At 68.0% G+C, this 21,932-nt stretch carries 18 protein-coding genes; 4 read left to right on the forward strand and 14 right to left on the reverse strand.

Features of this window, described 5'->3' with window-relative positions:
* Nucleotides 1-41 precede the first annotated feature (41 nt).
* From ID554_RS07270 to ID554_RS07290, 5 genes are all read right to left on the reverse strand, one after another.
* Nucleotides 42-2,513, reverse strand: coding sequence for an ATP-binding protein (locus ID554_RS07270; protein ID WP_117231360.1), 2,472 nt, complete (start codon nucleotides 2,511-2,513; stop codon nucleotides 42-44).
* Nucleotides 2,510-3,121: a DUF4194 domain-containing protein gene (locus tag ID554_RS07275; protein ID WP_199489323.1), complete on the reverse strand. Its 612-nt coding sequence runs from the start codon at nucleotides 3,119-3,121 to the stop codon at nucleotides 2,510-2,512. The genes ID554_RS07270 and ID554_RS07275 overlap by 4 nt, the downstream gene beginning before the upstream one ends.
* 1 nt (nucleotide 3,122) lies before the next feature.
* A complete protein-coding gene (locus tag ID554_RS07280) occupies nucleotides 3,123-3,698 on the reverse strand; it encodes a DUF3375 family protein (protein ID WP_223884471.1) in 576 nt (191 codons plus the stop codon).
* A gap of 54 nt (nucleotides 3,699-3,752) precedes the next feature.
* On the reverse strand, nucleotides 3,753-5,453 hold the full coding sequence (locus ID554_RS07285; protein WP_117231419.1) for an IS1634 family transposase: 1,701 nt from the start codon (nucleotides 5,451-5,453) through the stop codon (nucleotides 3,753-3,755).
* 128 nt (nucleotides 5,454-5,581) lie between these two features.
* A complete protein-coding gene (locus ID554_RS07290) occupies nucleotides 5,582-6,595 on the reverse strand; it encodes a DUF3375 domain-containing protein (protein ID WP_317985214.1) in 1,014 nt (337 codons plus the stop codon).
* 345 nt (nucleotides 6,596-6,940) lie between these two features.
* On the opposite strand from ID554_RS07290, the gene ID554_RS07295 reads away from it, so the two are divergent.
* From ID554_RS07295 to ID554_RS07305, 4 genes are all read left to right on the forward strand, one after another.
* Nucleotides 6,941-8,533, forward strand: a complete 1,593-nt coding sequence (locus ID554_RS07295; protein ID WP_191088741.1) for a plasmid pRiA4b ORF-3 family protein — start codon at nucleotides 6,941-6,943, stop codon at nucleotides 8,531-8,533.
* A 159-nt stretch (nucleotides 8,534-8,692) separates the two neighbouring features.
* Nucleotides 8,693-10,153, forward strand: coding sequence for an IS66 family transposase (tnpC, locus tag ID554_RS07300; RefSeq protein WP_191088742.1), 1,461 nt, complete (start codon nucleotides 8,693-8,695; stop codon nucleotides 10,151-10,153).
* Between the two features lie 156 nt (nucleotides 10,154-10,309).
* Nucleotides 10,310-10,702: a DUF6933 domain-containing protein gene (locus tag ID554_RS32965; protein WP_396888539.1), complete on the forward strand. Its 393-nt coding sequence runs from the start codon at nucleotides 10,310-10,312 to the stop codon at nucleotides 10,700-10,702.
* A gap of 39 nt (nucleotides 10,703-10,741) precedes the next feature.
* Entirely contained in the window at nucleotides 10,742-12,016 is a 1,275-nt protein-coding gene (locus tag ID554_RS07305) for an ATP-binding protein (RefSeq protein ID WP_117231440.1), read from the forward strand.
* 813 nt (nucleotides 12,017-12,829) lie between these two features.
* Here ID554_RS07305 and ID554_RS07310 read toward each other — a convergent pair.
* The 9 genes from ID554_RS07310 to ID554_RS07350 all read right to left on the reverse strand — a co-directional run bounded on the left by ID554_RS07310 (nucleotide 12,830) and on the right by ID554_RS07350 (nucleotide 21,865).
* Complete coding sequence (locus tag ID554_RS07310; protein WP_117230899.1) at nucleotides 12,830-13,384, reverse strand: IS3 family transposase; 555 nt, start codon at nucleotides 13,382-13,384, stop codon at nucleotides 12,830-12,832.
* A gap of 26 nt (nucleotides 13,385-13,410) precedes the next feature.
* The gene (locus tag ID554_RS07315) at nucleotides 13,411-13,668 is read right to left on the reverse strand and encodes a DUF389 domain-containing protein (RefSeq protein WP_117230900.1); all 258 of its coding nucleotides are present in this window, start codon (nucleotides 13,666-13,668) and stop codon (nucleotides 13,411-13,413) included.
* A gap of 152 nt (nucleotides 13,669-13,820) precedes the next feature.
* Nucleotides 13,821-15,620 carry an ABC transporter ATP-binding protein gene (locus tag ID554_RS07320; RefSeq protein WP_117230901.1) on the reverse strand — a complete coding sequence of 600 codons (1,800 nt, stop codon included), beginning with the start codon at nucleotides 15,618-15,620 and terminating at the stop codon, nucleotides 13,821-13,823.
* Nucleotides 15,621-15,624: 4 nt separating this feature from the next.
* Nucleotides 15,625-17,520 carry an ABC transporter ATP-binding protein gene (locus tag ID554_RS07325; protein WP_147333593.1) on the reverse strand — a complete coding sequence of 632 codons (1,896 nt, stop codon included), beginning with the start codon at nucleotides 17,518-17,520 and terminating at the stop codon, nucleotides 15,625-15,627.
* Complete coding sequence (locus tag ID554_RS07330) at nucleotides 17,517-18,509, reverse strand: Gfo/Idh/MocA family oxidoreductase (protein WP_317985215.1); 993 nt, start codon at nucleotides 18,507-18,509, stop codon at nucleotides 17,517-17,519. The genes ID554_RS07325 and ID554_RS07330 overlap by 4 nt, the downstream gene beginning before the upstream one ends.
* Nucleotides 18,497-19,216 carry an HAD family hydrolase gene (locus ID554_RS07335; protein ID WP_117230904.1) on the reverse strand — a complete coding sequence of 240 codons (720 nt, stop codon included), beginning with the start codon at nucleotides 19,214-19,216 and terminating at the stop codon, nucleotides 18,497-18,499. The genes ID554_RS07330 and ID554_RS07335 overlap by 13 nt, the downstream gene beginning before the upstream one ends.
* The gene (locus ID554_RS07340) at nucleotides 19,213-20,202 is read right to left on the reverse strand and encodes a GDP-mannose 4,6-dehydratase (RefSeq protein ID WP_117230905.1); all 990 of its coding nucleotides are present in this window, start codon (nucleotides 20,200-20,202) and stop codon (nucleotides 19,213-19,215) included. Before ID554_RS07340 ends, ID554_RS07335 begins: the two co-directional genes overlap by 4 nt.
* Nucleotides 20,199-20,888: a D-sedoheptulose-7-phosphate isomerase gene (locus ID554_RS07345; protein WP_117230906.1), complete on the reverse strand. Its 690-nt coding sequence runs from the start codon at nucleotides 20,886-20,888 to the stop codon at nucleotides 20,199-20,201. The genes ID554_RS07340 and ID554_RS07345 overlap by 4 nt, the downstream gene beginning before the upstream one ends.
* Nucleotides 20,888-21,865, reverse strand: coding sequence for a glycosyltransferase family 2 protein (locus tag ID554_RS07350; protein WP_191088743.1), 978 nt, complete (start codon nucleotides 21,863-21,865; stop codon nucleotides 20,888-20,890). Before ID554_RS07350 ends, ID554_RS07345 begins: the two co-directional genes overlap by 1 nt.
* Nucleotides 21,866-21,932 lie beyond the last annotated feature (67 nt).

Consider the following 21,932-nt stretch of genomic DNA (forward strand, 5'->3'; position numbering starts at 1 on the left):
GACAGCCACTCACGGCCACCACCCGGAGTGGCCCTGAATGTTTACCGCCGAAAGTCCGCCATCCGGCCGACCGCTCGGTTACTCGCCGCGGCCTGCCGGCGGGCAGCCTCGTCCCGCTCCAACCGGAGTTGGGTCTCGATCTCGTCGCGGAGCCGGTCGTAGCCGGCCGGCTCCGCAGGCACCGTGTCACCGGCGCGCTTGCCCAACGTGTCAAAACACTCCAGCGCCGCGCCGTACCCGGGCTCGTCCAGCAGCCGCCGCGTGTCCCGCAACCCCTGCTCGGCCCGGTCGACCTGTCCCCGCACCTGGCCGATCCGGCTCTGCCTGGTGTCCCGCTCGTCGCCGAGTTCAGTGAGCTCCACAGTGACCCGTTCCAGCTCGGCGGTGAGCCGGGCGAGTTCGCCCGAGGACGCCTCCAGCTGCCGCTTCTCCGAGCGCAGCCGTTCGATGCGTTGCACTGCCGCTGCCCAGTCCAGCTCGGTGAAGTCGGTGAACTCGACAAGTTTGCTCAGCGTGCCGTGGCGTCCGGTCAGCCGATTCAGCTGTTTGATGAGCCCATCCCGGTCAGCGGTGGCCCGAGTCTGCCGTTCGGCAAGTAGCTGTGCCTTTGCCAGCAGAGCGTCGATCTTCTGTTCGACGCTCCAGCCGAGCACGTAGCCGCTGCGGTCGTCGATGCGGGACCGGTCATCTTTCTCGTGCCGACCACCGACATCCTTGACCTGGCCAGTCCGGGTCAACGCCCGGTCAACCCGACGGAATTCGGCGAGCGAGTCTACGCACTGGTAGCCGGCACGTCGGCGTAATTCCCGTTCCAGCCAGGGCCGCAGCGGTGACTCAGGATGCAGCTCCAGTTTGGCGAAGAGGGTCTGTCGCTCGTCGTAGCCGGGTTCGGGCTGGCGGGGCAGGGTCGCGGGCACCCGGTAGTAGACCAGCCGGCCGCCGAGGTGCCGCCGGTCCACCCAGTCCGCGACGGCCGAGTAGTGCGCGTCTGGCACCAGCAGGGACAGCGCAAATCCACGCAGTACCCGTTCGGCGGCTCCCTCCCAGTCAGATTCCCCGGGACGTACCTGGATCAACTCACCGGCGAACGGCAGCGTGACCTCGGGCAGGTTCAGCTCGGCGCAGATCCGGGCCCGGAGTTCAAGACTGCGACGGGGGATGTTGCTCCGCCGTTCCCGCAGGCTGCGCAGCTCGGCATTGATCTCCTGCTCCTGACCCGCGAGCTCCCGCACCGCGACTGCGGCCTCGGTCAGCTCGTTCTGCCGGTCGGCGCGGTCCTGGCCGCATCGGGCCAGCTCGTCGGCGACTTCCCCCCGGCGGTCGGTGAACTGCGGCAGCGCCTCGACGGGTGCCAGTCCCGCCTCGGCGAGCAACCCAGCGTAACGATCAAAACGCCGCCGCCGCTCCTCCCGCGCTGTCTCGGTCTCGCTGACCTGTCGCTCCAACTCGGCGACCCGGTCACCGCCATGCCCCGCGCGCTCCAATGTCAGCCGGTCCCGTCGCTGCCCCAGCTCAGCAATCCGCCCTTTCACGCCCGCCAACGCGGCCTGCTCTGCCGCCAACGCCGAGCTGTGTGTGGTGACCTCGGCCCGAAACAGTTCCGCCTTGCCCCGTGCGCAGAAGTACGGCAAAGCCGAGCGCTGGGCGTCCAAGGACGCGATCTGGGCCGCATGGCCGTCGTACGCGTCGCACGCATCCAGGAGGGGATGCAGCTCAGCGAGCTGCTCGCGGGCCTTCACCACAGCCTCGTGTGCACGGGTCAGGTCGTCGAAGTGCGCGACCAGCCGGCGAATCCAGTCCGCGGCGTCGAACGGCTCCAGCATGTGGTTACGGACGAAGTCGTTGAGATCGCCGACCGCCTTCATCGACACCGTCTGGTGGAACAGGTCCATCGCCTGGTCGGAGGCGATACCGAGGCGCCGCCGGAAGTCCTTGCCGTACTCCGGGAAGTGGTCGTAGATCTTGGCACCGGACTGTCTCAGCCGCTTCCTGAGCTGGGCGACCTCACTGCCAAAATCGACGAAGTCGGTGCCGACCGTGAGCTCCTCGCCGGCGGTCACGAAGAACCGCTCCGGCTGCCCGGAGTTGCCGTCCCGGGTCCAAAAGACCTGTCCGAGCGTGACGGTGGCGCCGGTCGCCGCGTTGCCGAAAACCCCGAGCAGCACCGAGTAGCTGCTGCCACCACGCAACCCGACCGGCCTGGACGTCCCGGTCGCCTCGTTCCGCTCCGACTTGTAGTAACCCAGCACGTATGAGCGCAGCGACCGTTCCCGAGTTTCGGCACCGGCAGCCCGGTTGTAAGAGATTTTGTGGGCTGGGAGCAGCAGCGTGGTGATGGCATCAACCACTGTCGACTTTCCGGAACCTATGTCGCCGGTCAGCAGCGCGGTGGCGCCGTCCAGCCGAAAGGTCCAGACCCGGCCGTCGAAGGTACCCCAGTTGCGAAGTTCCAGCCGCAGCAGCCGGAATCCCGGCGCTGCCGCGACGGCACCGGTCTGGTCATGATCGGTCAATGTGGCCCCGCCGTGGTTCCGGACAGCTCGGCTGCGTACTCGGCGAGCCGGGTGTCCAAGTCAGCCAACCATTGCCCGTCGACGAAGGCCTTGATGATCCGCCGCACCTCGTAGCTCGCTTCCCCGTCGTCGAGCCGGCGGAGGAACCCCAGCTCGACCACCTTGTTGAGATGGGTGTCGATCTGGTCGACCAGCCGGGCTTCGCCGATCGTCGTCGGCATGAAGGTCGTGAGCAGGTCGATCACCTGCTGGCGGGTAAGCACCAGCCGGGTGTCACTGTTGTTCGCGTCGAACTCGGCGAGTTTCTTGCGCAGGAGCGCCAGCAGCAGGCTGACGTGGAACGACAGCGACCGACGCGGGATCAGCCGGGGCACGGCGGGCCCGTCCAGGTCGGAATCGTCCGGTCGAGAGCGCAAAAAGGCATATCCCTCAGCCTCATCGATCGCCACGGTCAGCCCCATCACCGCGACGTAGTCGCGTACCTGTGTCTGCATCTGCGTCAGGTGCAGCCACGGAACCGGGTGGGCGTCCCGGTAGACAACGCCCTTCATCAGGTGCGTGACGGCGATCGAGAGGTTGGGCTCGGCAGGCCGGGACGTTCGAGACACTTTATTCGCCTCCGGGGAGGGATCTGCGCACGAAAGCCACCGCAGGCAGGATCGCTTCCCGCTGCCGGCCGTCTGCGTCGTGCCAGCGTACGTGCTCCTGCCGCCGCTCATCGAAGACCAACTCGAACGTCAGGTCCCTGTCCAGCGACAGATAGGTGACGAGTTCCGCCAGCCCCTGCTCCAGGGGATGCTTGGCCAGTAGCTCGGGCAACGAAACCTGCGTGCCGCCGCTGAGCGCTGCCCGGACGGCCTCCCGCAGCCGCGTTGGATCGACGTGTACCTGCTCGAAAAGGGCCGAGACATCGACCTCCGGCGGGGCCGCGTCGGCGTCGGAACCGCTGTCCAGCACCTGCTTCGCCCTGATCTGGTACAGCGGTCGCTCCATCGGCAGGACGACATGGGGAGCCACGCCGTCGATCTCGTACCCCAGGTCACCCGTCGGGTGGTCGCGCAGCGCAAGGGCATGAATCTCCACGCTACGCAGGATGTCCATCACCCGTCGGTTCTCCAGCCAGACCCCTGCGTTCCGCAGCTCGGCGTCGATATAGGCGGCGGATCTGGGCTGTGAGCTGGGCAAACAGCGGTGGGCCCGGTGACGGGGCGTGTCACTAGGCGGCTGTGTTGTCGCAGGTCAGGCGGTTGCGGGTGTGGCGTCGAAGATCCGGGGCGGCTCGGCGATCTTCAGCTTGGTGAGCAGGGCCTTCTGGGGTTGGGACAGCTCGGTGCGCTGGGCGAACGTGCCGGCGGGGCCGGTGAACACGCCCAGGTGCAGCCGGTCGATCTCGGTGCGGATCGCGGTCCAGGTGCGGCCGGTCTCGGTCTCGGCGACCCGGATCAGCAGCAGGGCCAGCCAGCAGAGCAGGATGTGAGCGCGGATGCGGTCCTCGCGGCGGTGGAACACCGGGCGCAGGTCGAGGGTGGTCTTCATGTCGCGCCAGCCGCGTTCGACTTCGAGGAGCTGCTTGTAGCCCAGGGCGATGTCCTCGGCCGACAGTGTCGGGTCGGAGCAGCGCAGCAGGTACTTGCCGTCCAGGCGCTGTTCGGCCTTGACCTTGGCCTGGTCGAGGCGCAGCAGGCCCTTGGGGGTGACGCGCAGGAACCGGTTCAGGCCGGGCTTGGTGGAGATCACGCCGCGTAGCTCGGCGCGTTTGGTGGCCGGCAGCCGGTCGGTGTCGTCGATCAGGTCCGTGAGCTGGGCGATCAGCCGTTGGCGGACAGCGGCGTCCCGGTCGGCGGCCTCGGGGTTGTAGCAGATGACGAACCGGTCGTCGGTGTCGATGTTGACTTCCTTGACCTGCAGGTTCTCCGCGACGGTGGCGTAGCGGCCCTGCCGGGCGAGCGCAGCGTCGGCTTCGCTGGTGCCGGCACGCAGCTTCTCACCCAGGATGTAGTGCCCGCCGCCCTGTTGCAGGAAGCGGCGGTTCTCGGCGGAGGCGAAGCCGCGGTCGGCGACCCAGACGACGCGAGCCAGGCTCCACTCGCGCATGTCGGTCTTGACCTGCCGGATCAGGGCGGAGTCGCTGGTGTTGCCGGGCCAGCACCACACCCGCACGGGAATGCCGGTGCGGGTGACGGCCATCCCGACCACGACCTGGGGCAGGTCGTCGCGGGAGTCCTTGCTCTTGCCATGGGTGCGGAACCCTGCCTGCTTGACCGCCGCCGGATCGTCCTCGGCCACGACCCGGCCCTGCTGGTCACGCCACAGCGGTTCGTCGGCCTCATCGAGTTCGAAGTAGGTGCTGGTGGTGTCGAAGAACAACAGGTCGACCTCAAGGTTGAGCAGGTCGGCGATCTGGTCGTAGACCCCGCGGGTCAACGCGGGCTCGACCTCGATCAACTGGTCCATCGCCCGGTAGCAGGTGTCGTCGGTGACGTGCGGCAGGTCGGGCAGGTACACGTCCTGGCAGACCCAGTCGGCGGCGGCCAGCTTGCTCGACGGGGCCAGGGCCCGGTTGGCGACCAGCGCGAACAGCACCCGTTCGACGTCGACCTCCCGGCGGGACGAGCCGACCAGCGGCCGCAGGACGGTGTCGATGCGCAGCCGGCGCCACAACCCGTCGAGCAGCCACGCCCCGCCCAGCGAACGGGACTCCACAAACGACAGGCCGGCCGGCGCGGCCGCGGCCAGGGCGTCGGCCGGGGCGAGCAACCGCGACAACGCGTCGACCAAGCGGCGGATACCGGCCACGTCGAGCTGGTCTTCGCGGCCGAACGAGTACAACACCCGGGTCTTGGACGCCTTCGCGGCCGGGTCCCACTCGTTGTGAGCCAGTTGCAGGTAGCGGATCGTCTGCCCGTCGCGGGTCTTGCGGGTCGACGCTTTCACGTACACGAGGCACGACCGTACACCGACTATGAGACCAGCAACAGATCAGCAGCTCAACAAAGTTATCCACAGGCAGGCGTGTCACTAGGCGTTTTCGCCGTTCCCGCCAGGCCGCAACGCCCTGAACTGCACCTTCACACCGCGACGCCGACTATATCGACGCTGAGCTGCGGAACGCAGGAGACCTGGTCGTCGAGAAACCGTCGTAGCTGTTCGGAGAGCAGCCGGACGGTGGCCTGGGTACGCTCCGCCGCGTCCAGCCAGTCGTAGTGGATGCCCCGCATCCGCGGGTCCGGTTCACCGATCGCTGCCAATGACTGCACGCGAGCCAGCAGGTCGCTGAATTCCTGCTGACGCCGGGGTGACAGGAGGAAGTCGTAGAAGGCGTGGAAACTGCGGCCCTGGTCGGACTCCGCGATGTCGTTGCGGTTCCCCACCACCTCGTCCAGGAGTTCCCCCTTCGACCTGTCCCAGGTGGCGATCCGCTCCCGCAGTTCCCGATCGAGGGTGCGAAAGTTCGCCTCCACCTCCCGGAAGTCGCCCAGCAGCCCTCGGGCGGTCGTCACGAACTGCTGGTATCGGTCGCGTTGCGCCGACGGATCGAGCAGGTCGACCTCGCCAGCGGAGACCCGGGCGATCTCGGCGTCCAACTCCTCGCGTCGATGCCGCAGCTCCGCCAGCCGGACATCCGGATTGGTCTCGGCACCGAACGCCATCTGCCGCAGCAACTCCAGCGCGATGTTCAGCCGAGATTCGGTGCCGACGAAGGAGCGGGCGCGCAGCGACTGCACCCAGGCAAGCGCGCGTTCCACCGCTGGCGTGGCGTCGAAGTGCACCTGGTCCGATCCGGGCAGGTAGTACTTGCGCAGCCAGCCCACGTCGGGCTGTGCCCACTCGTCCAGGTACGCCTTTGCCGTACGCGGATACGTACCCTCCCCGAACCGCTCGTTGAGCGCGAAGAGCTCGTCCTCCAGTCGCCCGGCCAACTCGACCGCAGAGATCGAGCGGATGTTCTCCTCGACAAAAACCCGCCCCAGAAACGACAGCACCAGGGCAGCGTGGTCGGCCCGGAGCAAACGCCACGCGGGGCTGTTTCGACGAAGCCAGTCAAGGCTGTCGAAATTCACTCCGGCCCGCCCCTGCTCCACTCCGCGTCCAGTGACCGCACAGATGTTACGGAATTCTGTTACCGAGTGCTATCCACCGACCACGCCAGATCGATCTCTGGTTGGCCGTCGCCAGGACTGGGCTGCGTCGATGCGACTGATGAGCAACTGGACCGCTGTGGCGGCCCGGTGCACATCGGCCGGTACGTAGTCTTCGAGGCCTTCGGCTGCCGCCGGGTATAGGTCCTCGAGCGCGGTTCCACCTTTGACCAGCAGTGGTGGGCCGCTGATCGGCTGCTCGACCCGGGAGAGCATTTCGGTGACAACCAGGGCGCTGAGCTGTCGCTGAACCCGCCCCACGAGCGCTCCCTGACCTATGCTCGCCGCGTGACGTTCGAACTGCAGCGTTCGGCGGATGGCTGTCGCCTCATCATCCGCGCCCGGCTGATGGCGGACTGGGTTGGCGAAGAGAAACCCGTAACGCCGAAGGGAGTGTTGCGGCCGGCCGATGTCGCTGTCGTAGGTGCCGCTCTGGGGGTGAAGGTTCCGGCCCGGGTTCGTACCGCTGCGGATGTCGAGGTTGTGCACTGGCCCTGGGTGGCGGCTGAGGCAATCGGGTGGCTGCATGTTTCAGGGAACCGGGCGGTCGCGGCTGCCGCGACGGACGATGACCCGGTGGAGCGCTGGTGGACGGCGGTTCGGGCCGTGCTGCAGGCCGAGTCGCACGACGACCGAGGCCGCGGAGCGCCAGTCTTGATGCGGATGCTGCTGACGGCTATGACTGCCGAGCCGGCGCCTGGCTTCGACGTTTCTGAGGCTGTTCACCAGTTGCTCCACTACTCCGACGTCGGTGATGCGAGCGCGGTCTACTCGGCTTTTCGGCGGGGTGTCATGCCGGTGGATGCCGGACTCGAACTGCTCGCCGAGGCCGGTGCGGTGGACGACGGCGGACGTCCGACCGAGTTGGGTCGGTGGATGTGGAAGCGTTTGGTCGAGGAGTGGCCGCCGCCGCTGTCTCCCGATGTGTCTGCCGCTCAAGTGCTCGAACGGCTGGCCACCTTGCCTGACGACGAGGTGTGGGAGCAAGCGGGGCCATGGCTGGCCGGGCGTGAGACGGGCGAAGCGGCCGCCGAGTTGCTCGAAGCGGCGGCTACGGCTCCGCCGGCACAGCGGATCGTGGCAGTCGACATGGTGGTCGGTCTGGGAGATGCCGCCTTGCCCGCGTGGCAGAAAGCCGCGGAGGTATCGACGCTGGCGTCGCATGCCCAGCTCGTGCTTGCCGAATTCGACGATGACGGCGACGACGATGAACCGCCGGAGCCCGCTGCGGCCGACCTGCGGTGGCTCGCTGTGGAGTTCGCTGCTGCGGCGCTGGCTGTCGACGGCCCGAACGAGGCATACCTTGTCCTTCGCGAGCGCGACGGCCTCGATGCCTGGAGCAACAGCGGGCATCCGGACGAACCGACCCTGCGAGATGGCTTGGCCGAACTCATCGCAGCGGGCGGGCCGCCGATCCCGACGTATCAGTTGAAGATCTCTCTTACTCGGATCCGGCCGCCGGTCTGGCGACGCGTTCGGCTCCCAGCCGCCGTGACCTTGGACGAGCTGCACCGACTGATTCAGATCGTCTTCGACTGGGACGACGATCATTTGCACGTATTCACGGTGGCCGGGCGACGCTATGCCGATCCGTTCTTCGGCCTGGAAGGAACCGCGGACGAGTCCCGGGCGCGGCTGGGGAAGCTGGCGCCGAGTGTCGGAGCTGAGCTGACGTACGTCTACGACCTTGGTGATGAATGGGAGCACCGCATCGTGGTCGAGCGGATCATCGAGGTAGATGAGCCGGAGACCTCGGCATCCTGCGTCGGCGGCCAGGGCGATGCGCCTGAGGAGGACTGGTTCCCTGGCTGCGGCAGACATGCGACACCGTTCGATCTCGTCGCGATCAATCAGCAGCTGTCCGGAGCTGCAGCGGGATGAACGAGTCGGTGCTGTGCTGATCGTGCGCGCGACCAAAAGCTGCGCCAGCGTCTCGGCTCAGCCTCACAAGGTGGGGACGAGGTACGTATTCAGCTTGAGTTGATCGGTTGAGCGTGGGCTGCTGTCTACTGTGGCGGTGGCGGCTGCCATGATCTTGGTGTGCATCCGGACTCGCGACCTGACTCGATCGAGCAGCTTGTCGTGGTGGTCGCCCAGTTGCAGGCTGAGGTGCAGCGGCTGCGGGCGGACAACGAGCAGGTGCGTGCCGAGAACGCCGTGCTGCGTGCTGAGAACGCCGACCTGCGGCGTCGGCTGGGGATGAACTCGTCGAACTCGTCCGTGCCGCCGTCGTCGGACGGCTTGGTCCGCCCTCGTGCGCAGGCGGGGGCGAAGGCCGGCGGTCGGCGGCGGGGTAAGCAGCCCGGGGCGTCGGGGTTGACGTTGCGGCTGGCCGAGGATCCGGACCGGGTGGTGCAGCACCGGCCGCAGCGGTGTGCCGGGCTTTCGTGTGGTGCTGATCTGGGTGACGGCCGTGAGTACGGGCGGCAGCGGCGGCAGGTGCTCGAGCTGCCCGATCGTCGGCCGGTGGTCGTGGAGCATCAGTTGATCTCGGTGGAATGCGGCGAGTGCGGGCAGGTCAGCGAGCCTGCGGTGCCGGCGGGTGTGTCCGGGCGGGTGCAGTACGGCACCGGGGTCAAAGCCGCCGCGGTCTACGCGCGGGCCGCGCAGTTCCTGCCGTTCGCCCGGGTCGCCGGGCTGCTGGGTGATCTGCTCGGGGTCCGGGTGTCGACCGGGTTCGTGCACCAGATGGTCGCCGAGGCGGCCCGCAGGCTCGGGCCGTTCGTCTCTCGCACCGCCGCGTTGCTGCACGTGCAGCAGGTGCTGCACGCCGATGAGACCCCGGCAAGGGTCGGCGGCGGCTTCAAGTACGTGCACGTGGCCTGCACCCCTGAGCTGACCTTGTTCCACGTCGGTGGCCGCGGCAAGGCCGACATCGACGCCGGGGGTGTGCTGCCCGGGTTCACCGGCACTCTGGTGCGGGACGGCTACGCCGCTTACCGGCGCCTGACCGATGCCGAGCATGCCTGGTGCGGGGCACATCTGATCCGCGATCTGCGCGGTGTGCACGAGTCCGACCCGGCCGGGCAGCAGTGGGCCGAGGTGATGGCCACGACCCTGCTGGCGGCTAAGAAGACAACCGAGCAGGCCGTCGCCGCCGGCCGGGACTCGCTGTCGAACGACGAGATCAGTCACTTGCGGGCCTGTTACGCCGGAGCCCTCGCTTACGGCCGTGAGCAGAACCCGCCCGATCGTGACGGCAAGCTGTCTCGGGCCGGGACGCTGATCGAACGCTTCGCCACGCACCGCGACATGATCCTGCGGTTCACCGTCGACCTGGCCGTGCCCTTCACCAACAACCAGGCCGAGCGCGATCTCCGTCCGGTCAAGCTCCAGCAGAAGATCTCCGCGACCTGGCGCACCCTGCAAGGCCTGGCCGACTTCGCCACCCTGCGTTCCTACCTGTCCACCGCCGCCAAACACGGCAAGGACGCCCTCGACGTGCTCGAACAGCTCTTCACCACCGGACCGTGGCTACCGGAACCGGCAACCTCGAGCTGAATACGTACGGGACGAGCCGTCCACTACCCTGTTCCGTGACTGGTACGCGACCATTCTCCCCTGGCGGCCGCGTTAGCTGGTTCTCCTGGTCAACGAGCAGACGCTGCTGCCAATGCTGATGCCGCTGGCGGCGGCCGCTACAGCGCGTCATCCCGGATCGGCCCAGAAATCGCCGCAGCCTTGGCCGTTCATCAAGCTCCTGTCCCTCTCGTCGATGGGGAATTGAGCCAGATGCGTGCCTGCTGGTTTGCTGCGACCGCCAACCGCAGAGTCGTCGGCCTCATGACGGATTTCTCCTTCCTTGCGGACGTCTACCGGCGTAGCGATCCCGACCTCAGCCTGCTGGAGCTGGCCAAGAGACTGGCCGACGCCCTGCAGCCCGCTCTATCGTCGCCGCGCCAGCCCGGACAGGGACCATCAGGCGTTCCTGCGGGTGGCATGACCATCCAGCGGGATCGAAGCTGGCTGGTCGGTGTCGGGCCGGGTGGGGCCGGCCCACCGTTGGGAGTCCCGGAGTCGTGCCGGTACGGGAGCATGGCAGATGTGTGAACGGTAGCCTTCGAGATGCTTCTGCGGTAGCGTTGCAGCATGCTGCCGTATCAGCTGCGGTCCGTCGATCAAGAGCTGGATGAGCTGCTCGGCGGTTTGCCTGCCATCAGTCTCGAGGGGCCGAAGGGCGTCGGGAAAACCGCGACGGCCCAGCGTCGCGCCGCCACCGTCTTCGCCATGGACGACGCGACACAGCGGGAGCTGCTCACCGCCGATCCGCAGCGCCTCGACCGAGCCCCGGCGCCGGTCCTCGTCGACGAGTGGCAGCGCGAACCGGCGGTCTGGGACTTCGTGCGGCGCAGCGTCGACCGTAATCCCGTACCGGCCCGGTTCCTGTTGACCGGCAGCGCCACCCCCACGTCCGCGCCGACACATTCCGGAGCCGGGCGCATCGTCCAGCTCCGGATGCGACCGATGAGCCTCGCCGAGCGGGCCCTGGCCGAGCCGACGGTCAGTCTTCGGGAGTTGCTTACCGGACGGCGGCTGGCCGTGAGCGGAGGCAGCGCGCTGAGCCTGGTCGACTACGCCGAAGAGATCGCGCGCTCCGGATTCCCCGCCATCCGCCAACTGCCGCCCCGCGCTCGCAGGGCACAGCTCGACGGCTACCTGAACCGAATCGTCGAACGAGACTTCCCCGAGCAAGGCCACCTGGTACGCCGACCCGACACCCTGCGCGGGTGGCTGGCCGCGTACGCCGCCGCGACGGCAACCACCAGTTCCTACAACGCCATCCTGGACGCAGCCACCCCGGGCGAGACCAACAAGCCCGCCAAGACGACAACGACCGTGTACCGCGACGTGCTGTCGCAACTGTGGCTGCTCGATCCCGTGCCCGGCTGGCTGCCCAGCCGCAGCGCCTTCAGCAGACTCGGCGCCGCACCGAAACACCACCTCGCCGACCCGGCCCTCGCCGCCCGACTCCTCGGTGTGGACGTACCCGCACTGCTCCACGATTCAGCACCGGACACACCCGTCCGCCGGCCCGGTCCCCTGCTGGGCGCCTTGTTCGAGTCGCTGGTGACACTCAGCGTGCGGGTCTACGCGCAGGCAGCCGAAGCCACGGTTCATCACCTACGTACCTGGGACAGTCGCCACGAGGTGGATCTCATCATCCAACGCGCCGATCAACGAATCGTGGCACTCGAAGTCAAGCTGTCCCCGTCGGTGAGCGACGACGACGTCCGTCACCTCACCTGGCTGCGTGGACAACTCGGCGACGACCTACTCGATGCGGCGGTCATCACCACCGGGCCTGAGGCATACCGCCGCGCTGACGGAATCGCGGTGATCCCGCTCTGCTTGCTCGAACCCTGACAACCAGCGCATGCCACCTTCCAGCCCGGCGACGCCGACCTTGCGCATCTGACGACACAGGCCGGCACCCGGGTACCACACTGTTTTGCGCCCCACATTCCGCCCTGGCAGCACTCGGACCACACACGCAGTCGAAAGATCCCTGTTCAGAGGCCGGTTCTGACGAGATCTCAAAACCGATCTTCGAAGTGCAGTGTGGGGCGCTGGGTGACCACGGCTGTGACCAGGAGATCACAAGAAACAGGCACCAGTCGATGACTGATGCCTGTTCACCTGCATAAACGCGAGGTGGAGCCGAGGGGACTCGAACCCCTGACCCCCACACTGCCAGTATGGTAACGATTCTGTCACGCCATGCCGCCGAATGCCGACAGGTGCTTTGAGCAGGGAAAATTCTCTACGTCAAATCACACCCCCTGTCGCCACATGTCGCGCAATGATGGCTATTTGATCTTGGGCTGTGACCACCAATGTGACCACGCTCAGTGTGGGAGGCTTCGTGCCACCCCGTCCGCCCACCACTGCCCGCACCAGATCGACTAACCCAGGGACGCGATTTGGGAAACGGATCGTCTTCGCGATGCTCGCACCAGCGAAGCTGTTCACTACGCCGGTCGTACACCACTTCCATGGACGCAACCCGAGTGGTGATGCTGTCTGAGCCTTCGGCCTCGACTGTTTTCCCGGTGCGGAAACCTGATGTCCCCCGCTACGGTTGCCGATGTGCCAGCGGGACCATCGAGCAAGCCGAAGCGCCATCACTACTTTCCCCAGGCGTACCTTGTCAATCCCCTGGAATCGCGGAGGGCGTCTTTATGCGGGCCGGGCCTCCAGCGCGCGGGTCTCTGATCGCTCGTAGTCGATGGGTGATCGCCAGTCGCAGACGGAGTGCCGGCGACGGCGGTTGTAGAAGTCGGTGATCCAGGTGGCGATTCTCAGTCGGGCCTCGGTACGGGTGCGGAAGTGGCGGCGGTGGACGTACTCGACTTTGATGGTGGAGAAGGTGGCCTCGGCGACGGCGTTGTCGAAGCACGACCCGACCCTGCCCATCGACTGACGTACCTTCCACCGGTTACAGGCCCGGGCGAAGTCGGCCGAGGTGCACTCACTGCCTCTGTCGCTGTGGAAGATCACCCCTTGGACGGTGCCGCCTCGGGTGACGGCGGCCATGTTCAGCGCAGCGACGACCAGCCCGGCGTCGTGGTGGACGCCCATCGCGTAGCCGAGGATCCGACGGGAGTACAGATCGATGACGGTGGCAAGGTAGAGCTTGCCCTCGTCGGTACGGATCTCGGTCATGTCGCCGCACCAGGCGACATCCGGCGCCGGCGCGGTGAACCTGCGTTTGACCAGGTCCGGCGCGGCCAGACGAACACGATGGCCGAATCATACAGCTACCGCAGCGCCGCCGCTTCCGCGATGGAGAAGTCACCGACCACCACACCGACACCGGTCACAGCTGCCGCCAGCACGAGAGCCAGCGCGATCATGACACCGGCGGTCAGGACAGATCGGCTCGCCGCGAACAGGACCGCTCCCGCCAATCCACCCAGCACGGTGACCAACGTCGCGCTGACGCTCACACCGGCCCAGTACGCGGCAAGCGCCCCCGCTGCCAGGTAGCCGCCGCCCTCATCGACCGGCACCGCCACGCCGACTGCCCCGCCGTCGCGGATAGGCCCATACCGCTGGATGGCGGCCCGGTTTCGAGCCAGGGAAGGGCGGGATCACAGCCGCAGCCGATTTCTGATCTCAAAGATCAAGAAGGCCATGACCAGGATGGACGAGATTTCCGGCAGTCTCCTCATTGGTAGGAGCGTTGCTGGAGGCCGTAGAGGTCGGCGTATAACCCGCCTCGCTCCATAAGTTCCTCATGACTTCCTGAATCGGCGACACGGCCATCGACGACGACCAGGATCAAATCGGCCATCCGGACCGTGGAGAACCGGTGAGACACCAGTATGGTGATCGTGCCGGAGGTTTCCGCCAGCCGCCGGGCATTGGCGGCGTACCGCTCGAACAGCAGGTGTTCGGATTCGGCGTCCAAGTCGGCTGTCGGCTCGTCGAGGATCAGCAGCAGCGGGTCCTCGCGCATCATCGCCCGCCCCAATGCCAGCTTTTGCCACTGTCCTCTGGACAGTTCCGCCCCGTCGGCGTACGACTTGCCGAGTTGCGTGCCGAGCCCGTGCTCGAGCCGGTTGAGCACGCTTTCGCTGCGGGCCCGACGAAGAGCTCCCAGGACGGCGTCGTCAGAGCCGACCCGCGGCAGGTCGCCGACGCCGACGCTCTCTCGGGCGATGAACTCGAACCTGACGAAATCCTGGAACGCTCCGGCGATACGCCGTCGCCACTCGGGCGGCGACAGGCTCGCCAGGTCGGTGCCGTCGACCTCGATGACGCCTTCTGTCGGCTCGTAGAAGCGGCACAGGAGCTTGACAATCGTCGACTTTCCGGCACCGTTCTCGCCCACGACGGCCACCGTCGACCCCGCAGGGAGCAGGATGTCGACACCCTCAAGCGCCGGTGGTCCGGTCTGCAAGTAGGCGAAGCTGACATCGCGGAGCCGGATGCCGTGGTTGATCCGCTGGGGCGCCGCTGGCCGCTCGCCGGCCGGCAGGGCCGCGGCGGGCAGCGGGGCGATCAAGTGTTCGAGCCACCGCACGTCGGCGAGGACCCGAGCCACCCGCTGCAGGTCCTGCAGAAGCGCCACCGCCGCGGTCACCTGGTAGTTGGCGAGGGCCGCCACGGAGAGCACGAGGATCACGTCGCCGACGCTAGGGCCGCCGGCGGCGGCTGCGCTCACCACGATCAGGATCGCGGACACGTAGCCGAACGCGAAGCAGAGCTGGCCGAGGATGCGCAGGCGGGCCGCCTTCACCTCGGCCGCCCACATCACCCGGGTCGCGGACTCGAACAGCGTGCGGTGCCGGAACGTGAGCTCATTGGCGAGCCCAGCGGTGCGGATCTCCTTCGCCGTGCCAGCCTCGGTCGCTACGGAGAACAGATGCCTGGCGCGGCGGGTAGGCTCAGCTGCCGCTTCCCGACCGGCGGCCTGCAGCGCCTGTGCTCGGCCGCCCAGGTAGACCGCAGGTAACGCGGTCAGTGGCAGCATGAGCAGCAGTAGATCGAGCCGGGCCAGCAGCACACCGGTGATGATCAGGGAGAGCGCTGTGCTCGCCGCCGACAGCAGCGCCTCCATGCTGGCGTAACCGACCCGCTCCACTTCCTGACGCAACACCTGCATCTTGTCGGCGTACTCGGGGCGCTCGTGGTGGTTCAGACCGACCGAGCCGTTCGCCAGCTCGATGAGCTGGCGCTCCTTGGTTAGCAGGTTCACCTCACCCAGTTCGAAGTAGAAGACGTGGGCGAAGTGCGCCATGGTGATGGCCGCGATGACGAGGCACGCCGTCACAGCCCCAGCGATCGCCGCTCGGCTGGAGTCGCCGGCCAGGGCGGCGTCGGTCAGCGCGCCGAGGCCGGCTGCGGACAGGGGCAGCGCCGCTGCCGCGCCGAGCTTCAGGACCACCGAGGCGACGAGTTTGCCGGCGCTCTGCCGCCAACACAGCGCAAGCAGCTCGCGGCAGGCAAGGATCGCCTCTTTCATCGTGTCACCAGCTCTCCGTACGTTCGGTGAACCGCTCCGCCTGCAGCTTGAACAGCCGCTCGTAGCGGCCACCCTCGGCCAGCAGTTCGTCATGGGTGCCACGCTCGACAACCTGACCGGCCTCGATCACAACGATCGTGTCGGCTCGGCGCACGCTCGAAAAGCGGTGGGAGATCAACAGGGAAGTCACGCCCTTCGTGAGGTCGAGGAAGCTGTCGAAGAACGCCGCCTCGGCTCGGACGTCGAGTGCCGAGGTCGGCTCATCGAAGATGAGCAGGCGGCTGCCGGCGTCAGCCGCGTACAAGATGCGGGCGATGGCGATGCGCTGCCACTGCCCGCCGGACAGATCCCGTCCGCCGACGTACGCGCGCGACAGGGGCGTTTCGAAACCGCCCGGCAGTCTTTCGATGAACTCCAGCGCACCGGCCCGAGCAGCGGCTCTTCGGATCCGCTCCGGATCGGGTGGGACGTGCGCTGCCCCGAGCGCGATGTTCTCGGCCACCGTCAGCTCAAACTTCACGAAGTCCTGGAAGATGACGCTGACCTGCCGGCGCCAGCGATCGAGCGGGAAGTCCCGGATATCGTGGTCGCCGAACAGGATACGACCCTCGACCGGGTCGTACAGGCGGGTCAGCAGCTTCGCGATGGTGGTCTTTCCGGCACCGTTGACGCCCACCACAGCCGTGCACTTACCGGCTTCCAGCTCGAGGTCCAGGTGCTCGAAGACGGGGCGGTGCGAGCCTGGGTAGGAGAAGGCGACTGCTTCCAGACGTACTCCCGTTTGGTCCTCCACGGCCGGATCGGCCGCGCCCGTGGCAGCCATCTCGGCCGACGGATAGGCCGCGGCCGCCCTGGCGAAACGATGTAGCGCGCTGACCGAGAGCATGCCGAGCTGGGTAACGTCGTCGGACTCCGGGTAATACTCGGCAAGCAGCAGGGCCGCGACGATCGCCTGCAGTGCGAGGGCGAGTTCGGTGAGCGACAAGGCCCCGGAGGCGCCGGCCCGTGCGACGAGGACGAACACCAGGACCGCCACCGCGAGCCCCAAGGCCGTGTAGCCGAGGTACGGCACCAGGTAGATGCGGCGCCGGGCCCGCCACACCGGGGCAAGCCAAGTGCGGTAGACGCCCTCGTAGCGATCGACGAGCCAGCCAACGAGCCCGAAGATCCGCAGTTCCTTTCCTGCCTCTGGGCGCAGGCCCAGGTCACGGAGGTAGAGGTAGTGCCGGAAGTTGGGGAGGGACTTGCCCCACTCGGCTGAGTACTTCCGCAGCCCGCCGCGGTTGCCGTAGCGAAACACCATCACCGAGCCGGTCAGAGCGGAGGCTGCGAGCCAGGACACTGAGACACCGACCAGCGCGGCGAAGCCCGCCAAACGCGTGTACCGGGCCACGAGCGCCAGTAGACCGGCGCAGGCCATACCGGGCGTCTCCATGCTGCCGTCGATACCGCGGCTCGCCTCCTTCAGGGCGTCCAACGCGTCCTGGTCCTCCATCGGAGCGATGCTGACCGCAGCCAGTGCCGTGGTCATGATGCGCTCGTGGACGTTTCCGTCGACCCGCCGCCGCATCAGCTCCCCGAGCGCCACCTGCACCGGTGCCAGCACCTGCTGCAGTACGAAGATCGACGAGGCGACCAGGAAGGAGACGACGAGCCGGTCCCATGCGGGGGAATTCCTCCCGCCTGTGACCGCGTCAGGGACGGCACCGATGACGAGGCTCGTCGCGATGACGAACGCCACCGGCACCAGGCCGAGCACGAGGTTGACCAGCAGCAGGCCCACCACTAGGGGCCAACCCGCCTGCGGGGTGAGGCGCGCGATCATCAGACGGGGTTCGACGGCGTCCGCCCACCAAACGTCAGAGGCTCGCTGGCGGCCGTTGGCGGCGGGGGGCGTCACGTCCTCTCCTCCTGAGCCTGCCCCAGGCTGTCGATGATCTCCAGGGTGGTCGCAACGTCGGCAACGTGCGCGGCCCGGAACACGGGGTCCGCCATGACCCGGCGCATCAGGTCGAACGCGCCGTTCGCCTTCTCCCGGCCAGGACGGTCCGGCAGAGGCGGGTCGTCGAGGTCAAAGCTCAGCTCCCCGGTGCTGCCGACCGCCGTCATGCTCGCCTCCACCCGAGGAAGCCAGGGACGGTAGGCCACCTCTATCCGCCCGATGACGTCGCCCCACCGCCCAACGCCGACTGCGGCGTTGCCGTACACCGGGATCACCGCGCCAACGGGTCTGACCGGCACCGGCAGGCGCACGCCGTTGCGATGCCAGGCGAACTGGTCGGGCCGGCCCAGCAGCCGGACCATCGGAGCCACGACATAGGGTCCGAGGTCGCGGATGACGCACGACTCGGCGCCAAAGAACCATGCGCGACTGGCGTCAATATAACCGCGCCGGGCAGGTCCGGCCGCCAAGAAGGCCCCGTGGACCTCGCCCGGCACGCCGATCCCGCCTGCCCGCACCTGCTTGACGAGCGTCTCCACGCCCGGAAAATACGCGGTCACCGGCGCCGCCGCGAGGGCACGGCCGGAGCGCTCCGCGAGCGCGACAAGCTCCAGCCACCGCCCGGCCGTCGGCGCTGCCGGCTTCTCCGACAACACGTGATGACCCAAACTGAGCAGACGCTCGGTCACCGCGGCGTGCCGGGGTCCGGGCACCAGGTTCAGCGCCACGGCGTCACCGGCGGCGGGCGGCAGATCGTCCAGGGCGTTCAGCAGTGCGGCCTCCGGCAGCGCACGGGCCGCTGCCGCTCGCCGGTCGGCCGACAGCTCGACCACGGTCACCCGATCCTGGATCGAGACGAGTTCGGGGCCGTACAGAACCTCGGCGATGCGGCCGTATCCGACCAGGACCAGGCGGAAGTCGGGCAGGACCTCCGTCACTCGAACCACCCCGCGAACTCGGCGAGCGAGGTGGCGTGCAGGTGGTCGGCCGTCTCCGCGCAGTCGCCGTACGGGTCGAAGTGCACCGACAGTACCCCGGCGCCCCTGGCCGCCTCCACGTCGTTGCGCACCGAGTCACCGAGGCACACGCACCGTTCGGGCACAGTGCCGAGCAGCTCCGCGGCGAGCCGGAAGATCTCCGGGTCAGGTTTGTGCACGCCCAGCGTGGCCGAGTCGATGACCGCTGTGACCTCCATGCCCGGCCCCGGCCCAACCTGCGCGATGCCCAGCCGCCGGACCATCTCCTCGGCGCCTCCCTCGGAGTTGGTCACGAGCGCGATGCGCGGCAGGTGCACGACGATCCGGCGCAACGCGGCTATGTCGCCGGTCAGGTTCCGCGGCACCCATGAGGAGAACAGCACGATGTCGCGCAGTTCCGTGAACACGGCGCGGACCTGCTCCGGGGTCGCCCCAGCGGCGACGGCGAACCGGAACACAAAGTCGTCGTCGTCATCGCCCGGCCCGAGCCCGGCCCCGACCCGCCCGTGACAGTAGAGGGCACGGTCCAGGGAATCCTCGGTGACCGCGGGAGCAGAGTCGAGGGCGGCGAGAAGCCGCGCCGTGTCCGGCCGGACGAGCAAGCCACCGACGTCGAGCAGCAAGACCTCCTTGGAACGGACCTCGGACAGCGTGTCGGAAAGCCGCACGGTGCTCATGCGCTCGTCACCGTGGCGGGGCGGGGCGCCGACGGGTGTCCGGCCGGCAGGGTGCGCAGCCAGTCGAGCACCGTGACGATGCCCTCATCGAGGCTGATCCGCGGCTCCCAGCCCAGCTCGGTACGCGCAGTCGTGTTGTCCAGCACGACACGACGCACCTCGCCGGGTAGGGCCCGGCCGCGCACCGGTACGAGATCGGTTCCCAGCCGGATGCCGACCAACTGGTGAATCTCGTTGACCGAGGTGCCCAGCCCGGTCCCGATGTTCATCAGGCCGGTGCCCCGCTCGGTGGCCAGTACGAACGCCCGCGCGACATCTTTGACGTGCACGTAGTCACGGGTGGTGCGCCCGTCCCCGTTGATCACGCAGGGGCGGCCGGAGAGGATGTTACCGGCGAAGATCGAGACCACCCCGGCCTCGCCGTGGGGGGACTGGCGTGGCCCGTAGACGTTACCCAGCGCCAGTGCGGCGTAGTCGAGGCCGGCCTGCATTCGGTAGACGGCCAGATAATGCCCCAGTGCGGCCTTGGTGACGCCGTAGAACGACACCGGTGCCGTCGGGTAGTCCTCGCGCAGTGGTAGCCGGTCCTCGTCGACCGAGCCGTAGATCGTCCCACCGCTCGAGGCAAAGACGACCTTGCGGCACGCCGACGCCTTGGCCGCCTCCAGCATCTTCAGCATGCCGATCACGTTGACCCGGGCGTCCTCCATCGGGTCCCGCATCGAGACCTTGACGCTCGACTGTGCCGCGATCAGCAGCAGCGCGTCCGGTGCCTCCTGCCGGACGATCGCCGCCGCCGTGTCGTCGGCGATGTCCACCCGGTAGGTGCGCAGGCGGCTGTCGTCGCCACCGGTAGCGGCCCGCAGGTTGTCCTCCAATCCGGTGGAGAAGTCGTCGAGCACGACGACTTCGTCGCCCCGCGCCAGCAGTTGTTCCACCACGTGTGAACCGATGAACCCGGCGCCGCCGGTCACCATCGCTTTCATTGAAGTGCATCCCTTGTCTGATGGTCGGCTGGTTCGGGTGCCCAGTCGGCGACCGCAGCCGGGCGGACGGGGGTCGGTTGGAAGATCCGGGGTTGGCCGCCGTGCAGCGCACGGACGACCATGTGCCCGAAGGCGATGTGCAGGTCCTCGGCGATCCCGTAGTCGCCGTCGCCCATGAGCACCAGATGATCGAGGTAGTTGGCGACGGTGCCGAGATGACCGAGGACGCCGATCGTGGTCATCTGGAGGTCGCGCGCCACGGACGCGGCCCGGATCAGGTTCTCGGATTGTCCGCTGACGCTGAGCAGCACCAGGACGTCACTCGGCTGGCCACTCGTGCGCAACTGCTCGGCAAAGACGTCCGCGTAGGAGTGGTCGTTGGCGATGGCGGTGAGCCGGACGACGTTCTCGCAGAGGGCCACCACGGACGACGTGAACCCGAGTCTCGCCGCCGCGTTGGCCCAGTCCGCAGCCAGGTGCAGGGAGGCACTGGCGCTGCCGCCGTTGCCGGCGACGAACACCCGTCGCCGGCGCACCAGGGCGCCATGGATCAGGTCCACCGCGTAGCTGAGGGCGCCGCGGTCGATCTGCCCGGCGGCTCGCGCGAGATCGTCGAGGTAGTCGGCCGCCACCGAGCGGCCGGGAGCGGCTCGCTCGAAACGGTCCGTGGCCGCGATTGATTCCATCAATGGAGTGCATCCTTCTCGCCTGGAGGATGAGCAGCCGGGTCGTAGCGGGTGGCGTCTCCGTAACTGCCGCCCGCCTGGCGCGGCACGGCCATCGCCGCCCGGTTGATCCGTAGCGTGCCGTCGCGCATCGGCGGCCTCGGGTGATCGAGGTGGTAGAGCCAGCCGACCGGCCGGCGCAGGACACCGTGCCGCCGCAGCATGAAATAGAACTCGTTGTCCTCGTCGCCCCAGCCGCGATAACGCTCGTCCTGCCCGCCGACATGGTCGAAGAGCTTCCGCGTCGCCACGATGGCACCGCCGTAGATCTCACGCATGAGGTAACCGCGCAAGCCGGATCCCTGTGCCGGCACCCCGCGCCCGCCAGTGATGTCGGCGACGACGCGGGCGCTGGACCGGGCGTCGAGGTACAGCAACCGGTCGTACGGCAGCAACGCGTCGACATCGCCACCCAGCGCTCCGACGCACTGGCGGGCGAAGTCCGGTCCCACGACCATGTCGGCGTCGAGCAGGCAGACAGGAGCGCCGCCGGCGACGGTACGCACCCCGACGTTGCGGCCCCAGGCGTAGTTGAAAAGCCCGGGGTTGGGCGCGAACACGTAGTGGTCGACCATTGGGCCGACCACATCTGCGGTACGTGCCCGCTCGTCCTGCTCCACGGCGACGATCTGCAGCCGATCGGAGCCGTGCACCTGGTGCAGCGCCTGGAGACAGCAGAGGAGGTTGCGCAGGCGTTCTGGGGTGTCGTCGGCGACCCGGTAGGAGACGACGACGACGAGATCCGGTTCCCGCCGCTGAGCCGGTCGCCGCCGCATCGACACGCGCAGCCGCTCGATCTGCGCGAGCACCGACTCGAAGGCGGTGTCGTCATAGGTGTCACTCTCGTGCGGCAGTAGTCGCCCGGCCTCGGCGATCACCCCCAGGAGGCGGAGCACCTGCCGCAGCTGCGCGGAATCCGTACGCAACTGCACGCCCACCGCCGCTTCCAGCCGTGCACGGCGTCTCGGATTGCCCGGCTCGCGCCCGTGTCTGGCCAGGTCGCTG

Source organism: Micromonospora craniellae (assembly GCF_014764405.1).
In the GTDB taxonomy this organism is placed as follows: domain Bacteria; phylum Actinomycetota; class Actinomycetes; order Mycobacteriales; family Micromonosporaceae; genus Micromonospora; species Micromonospora craniellae.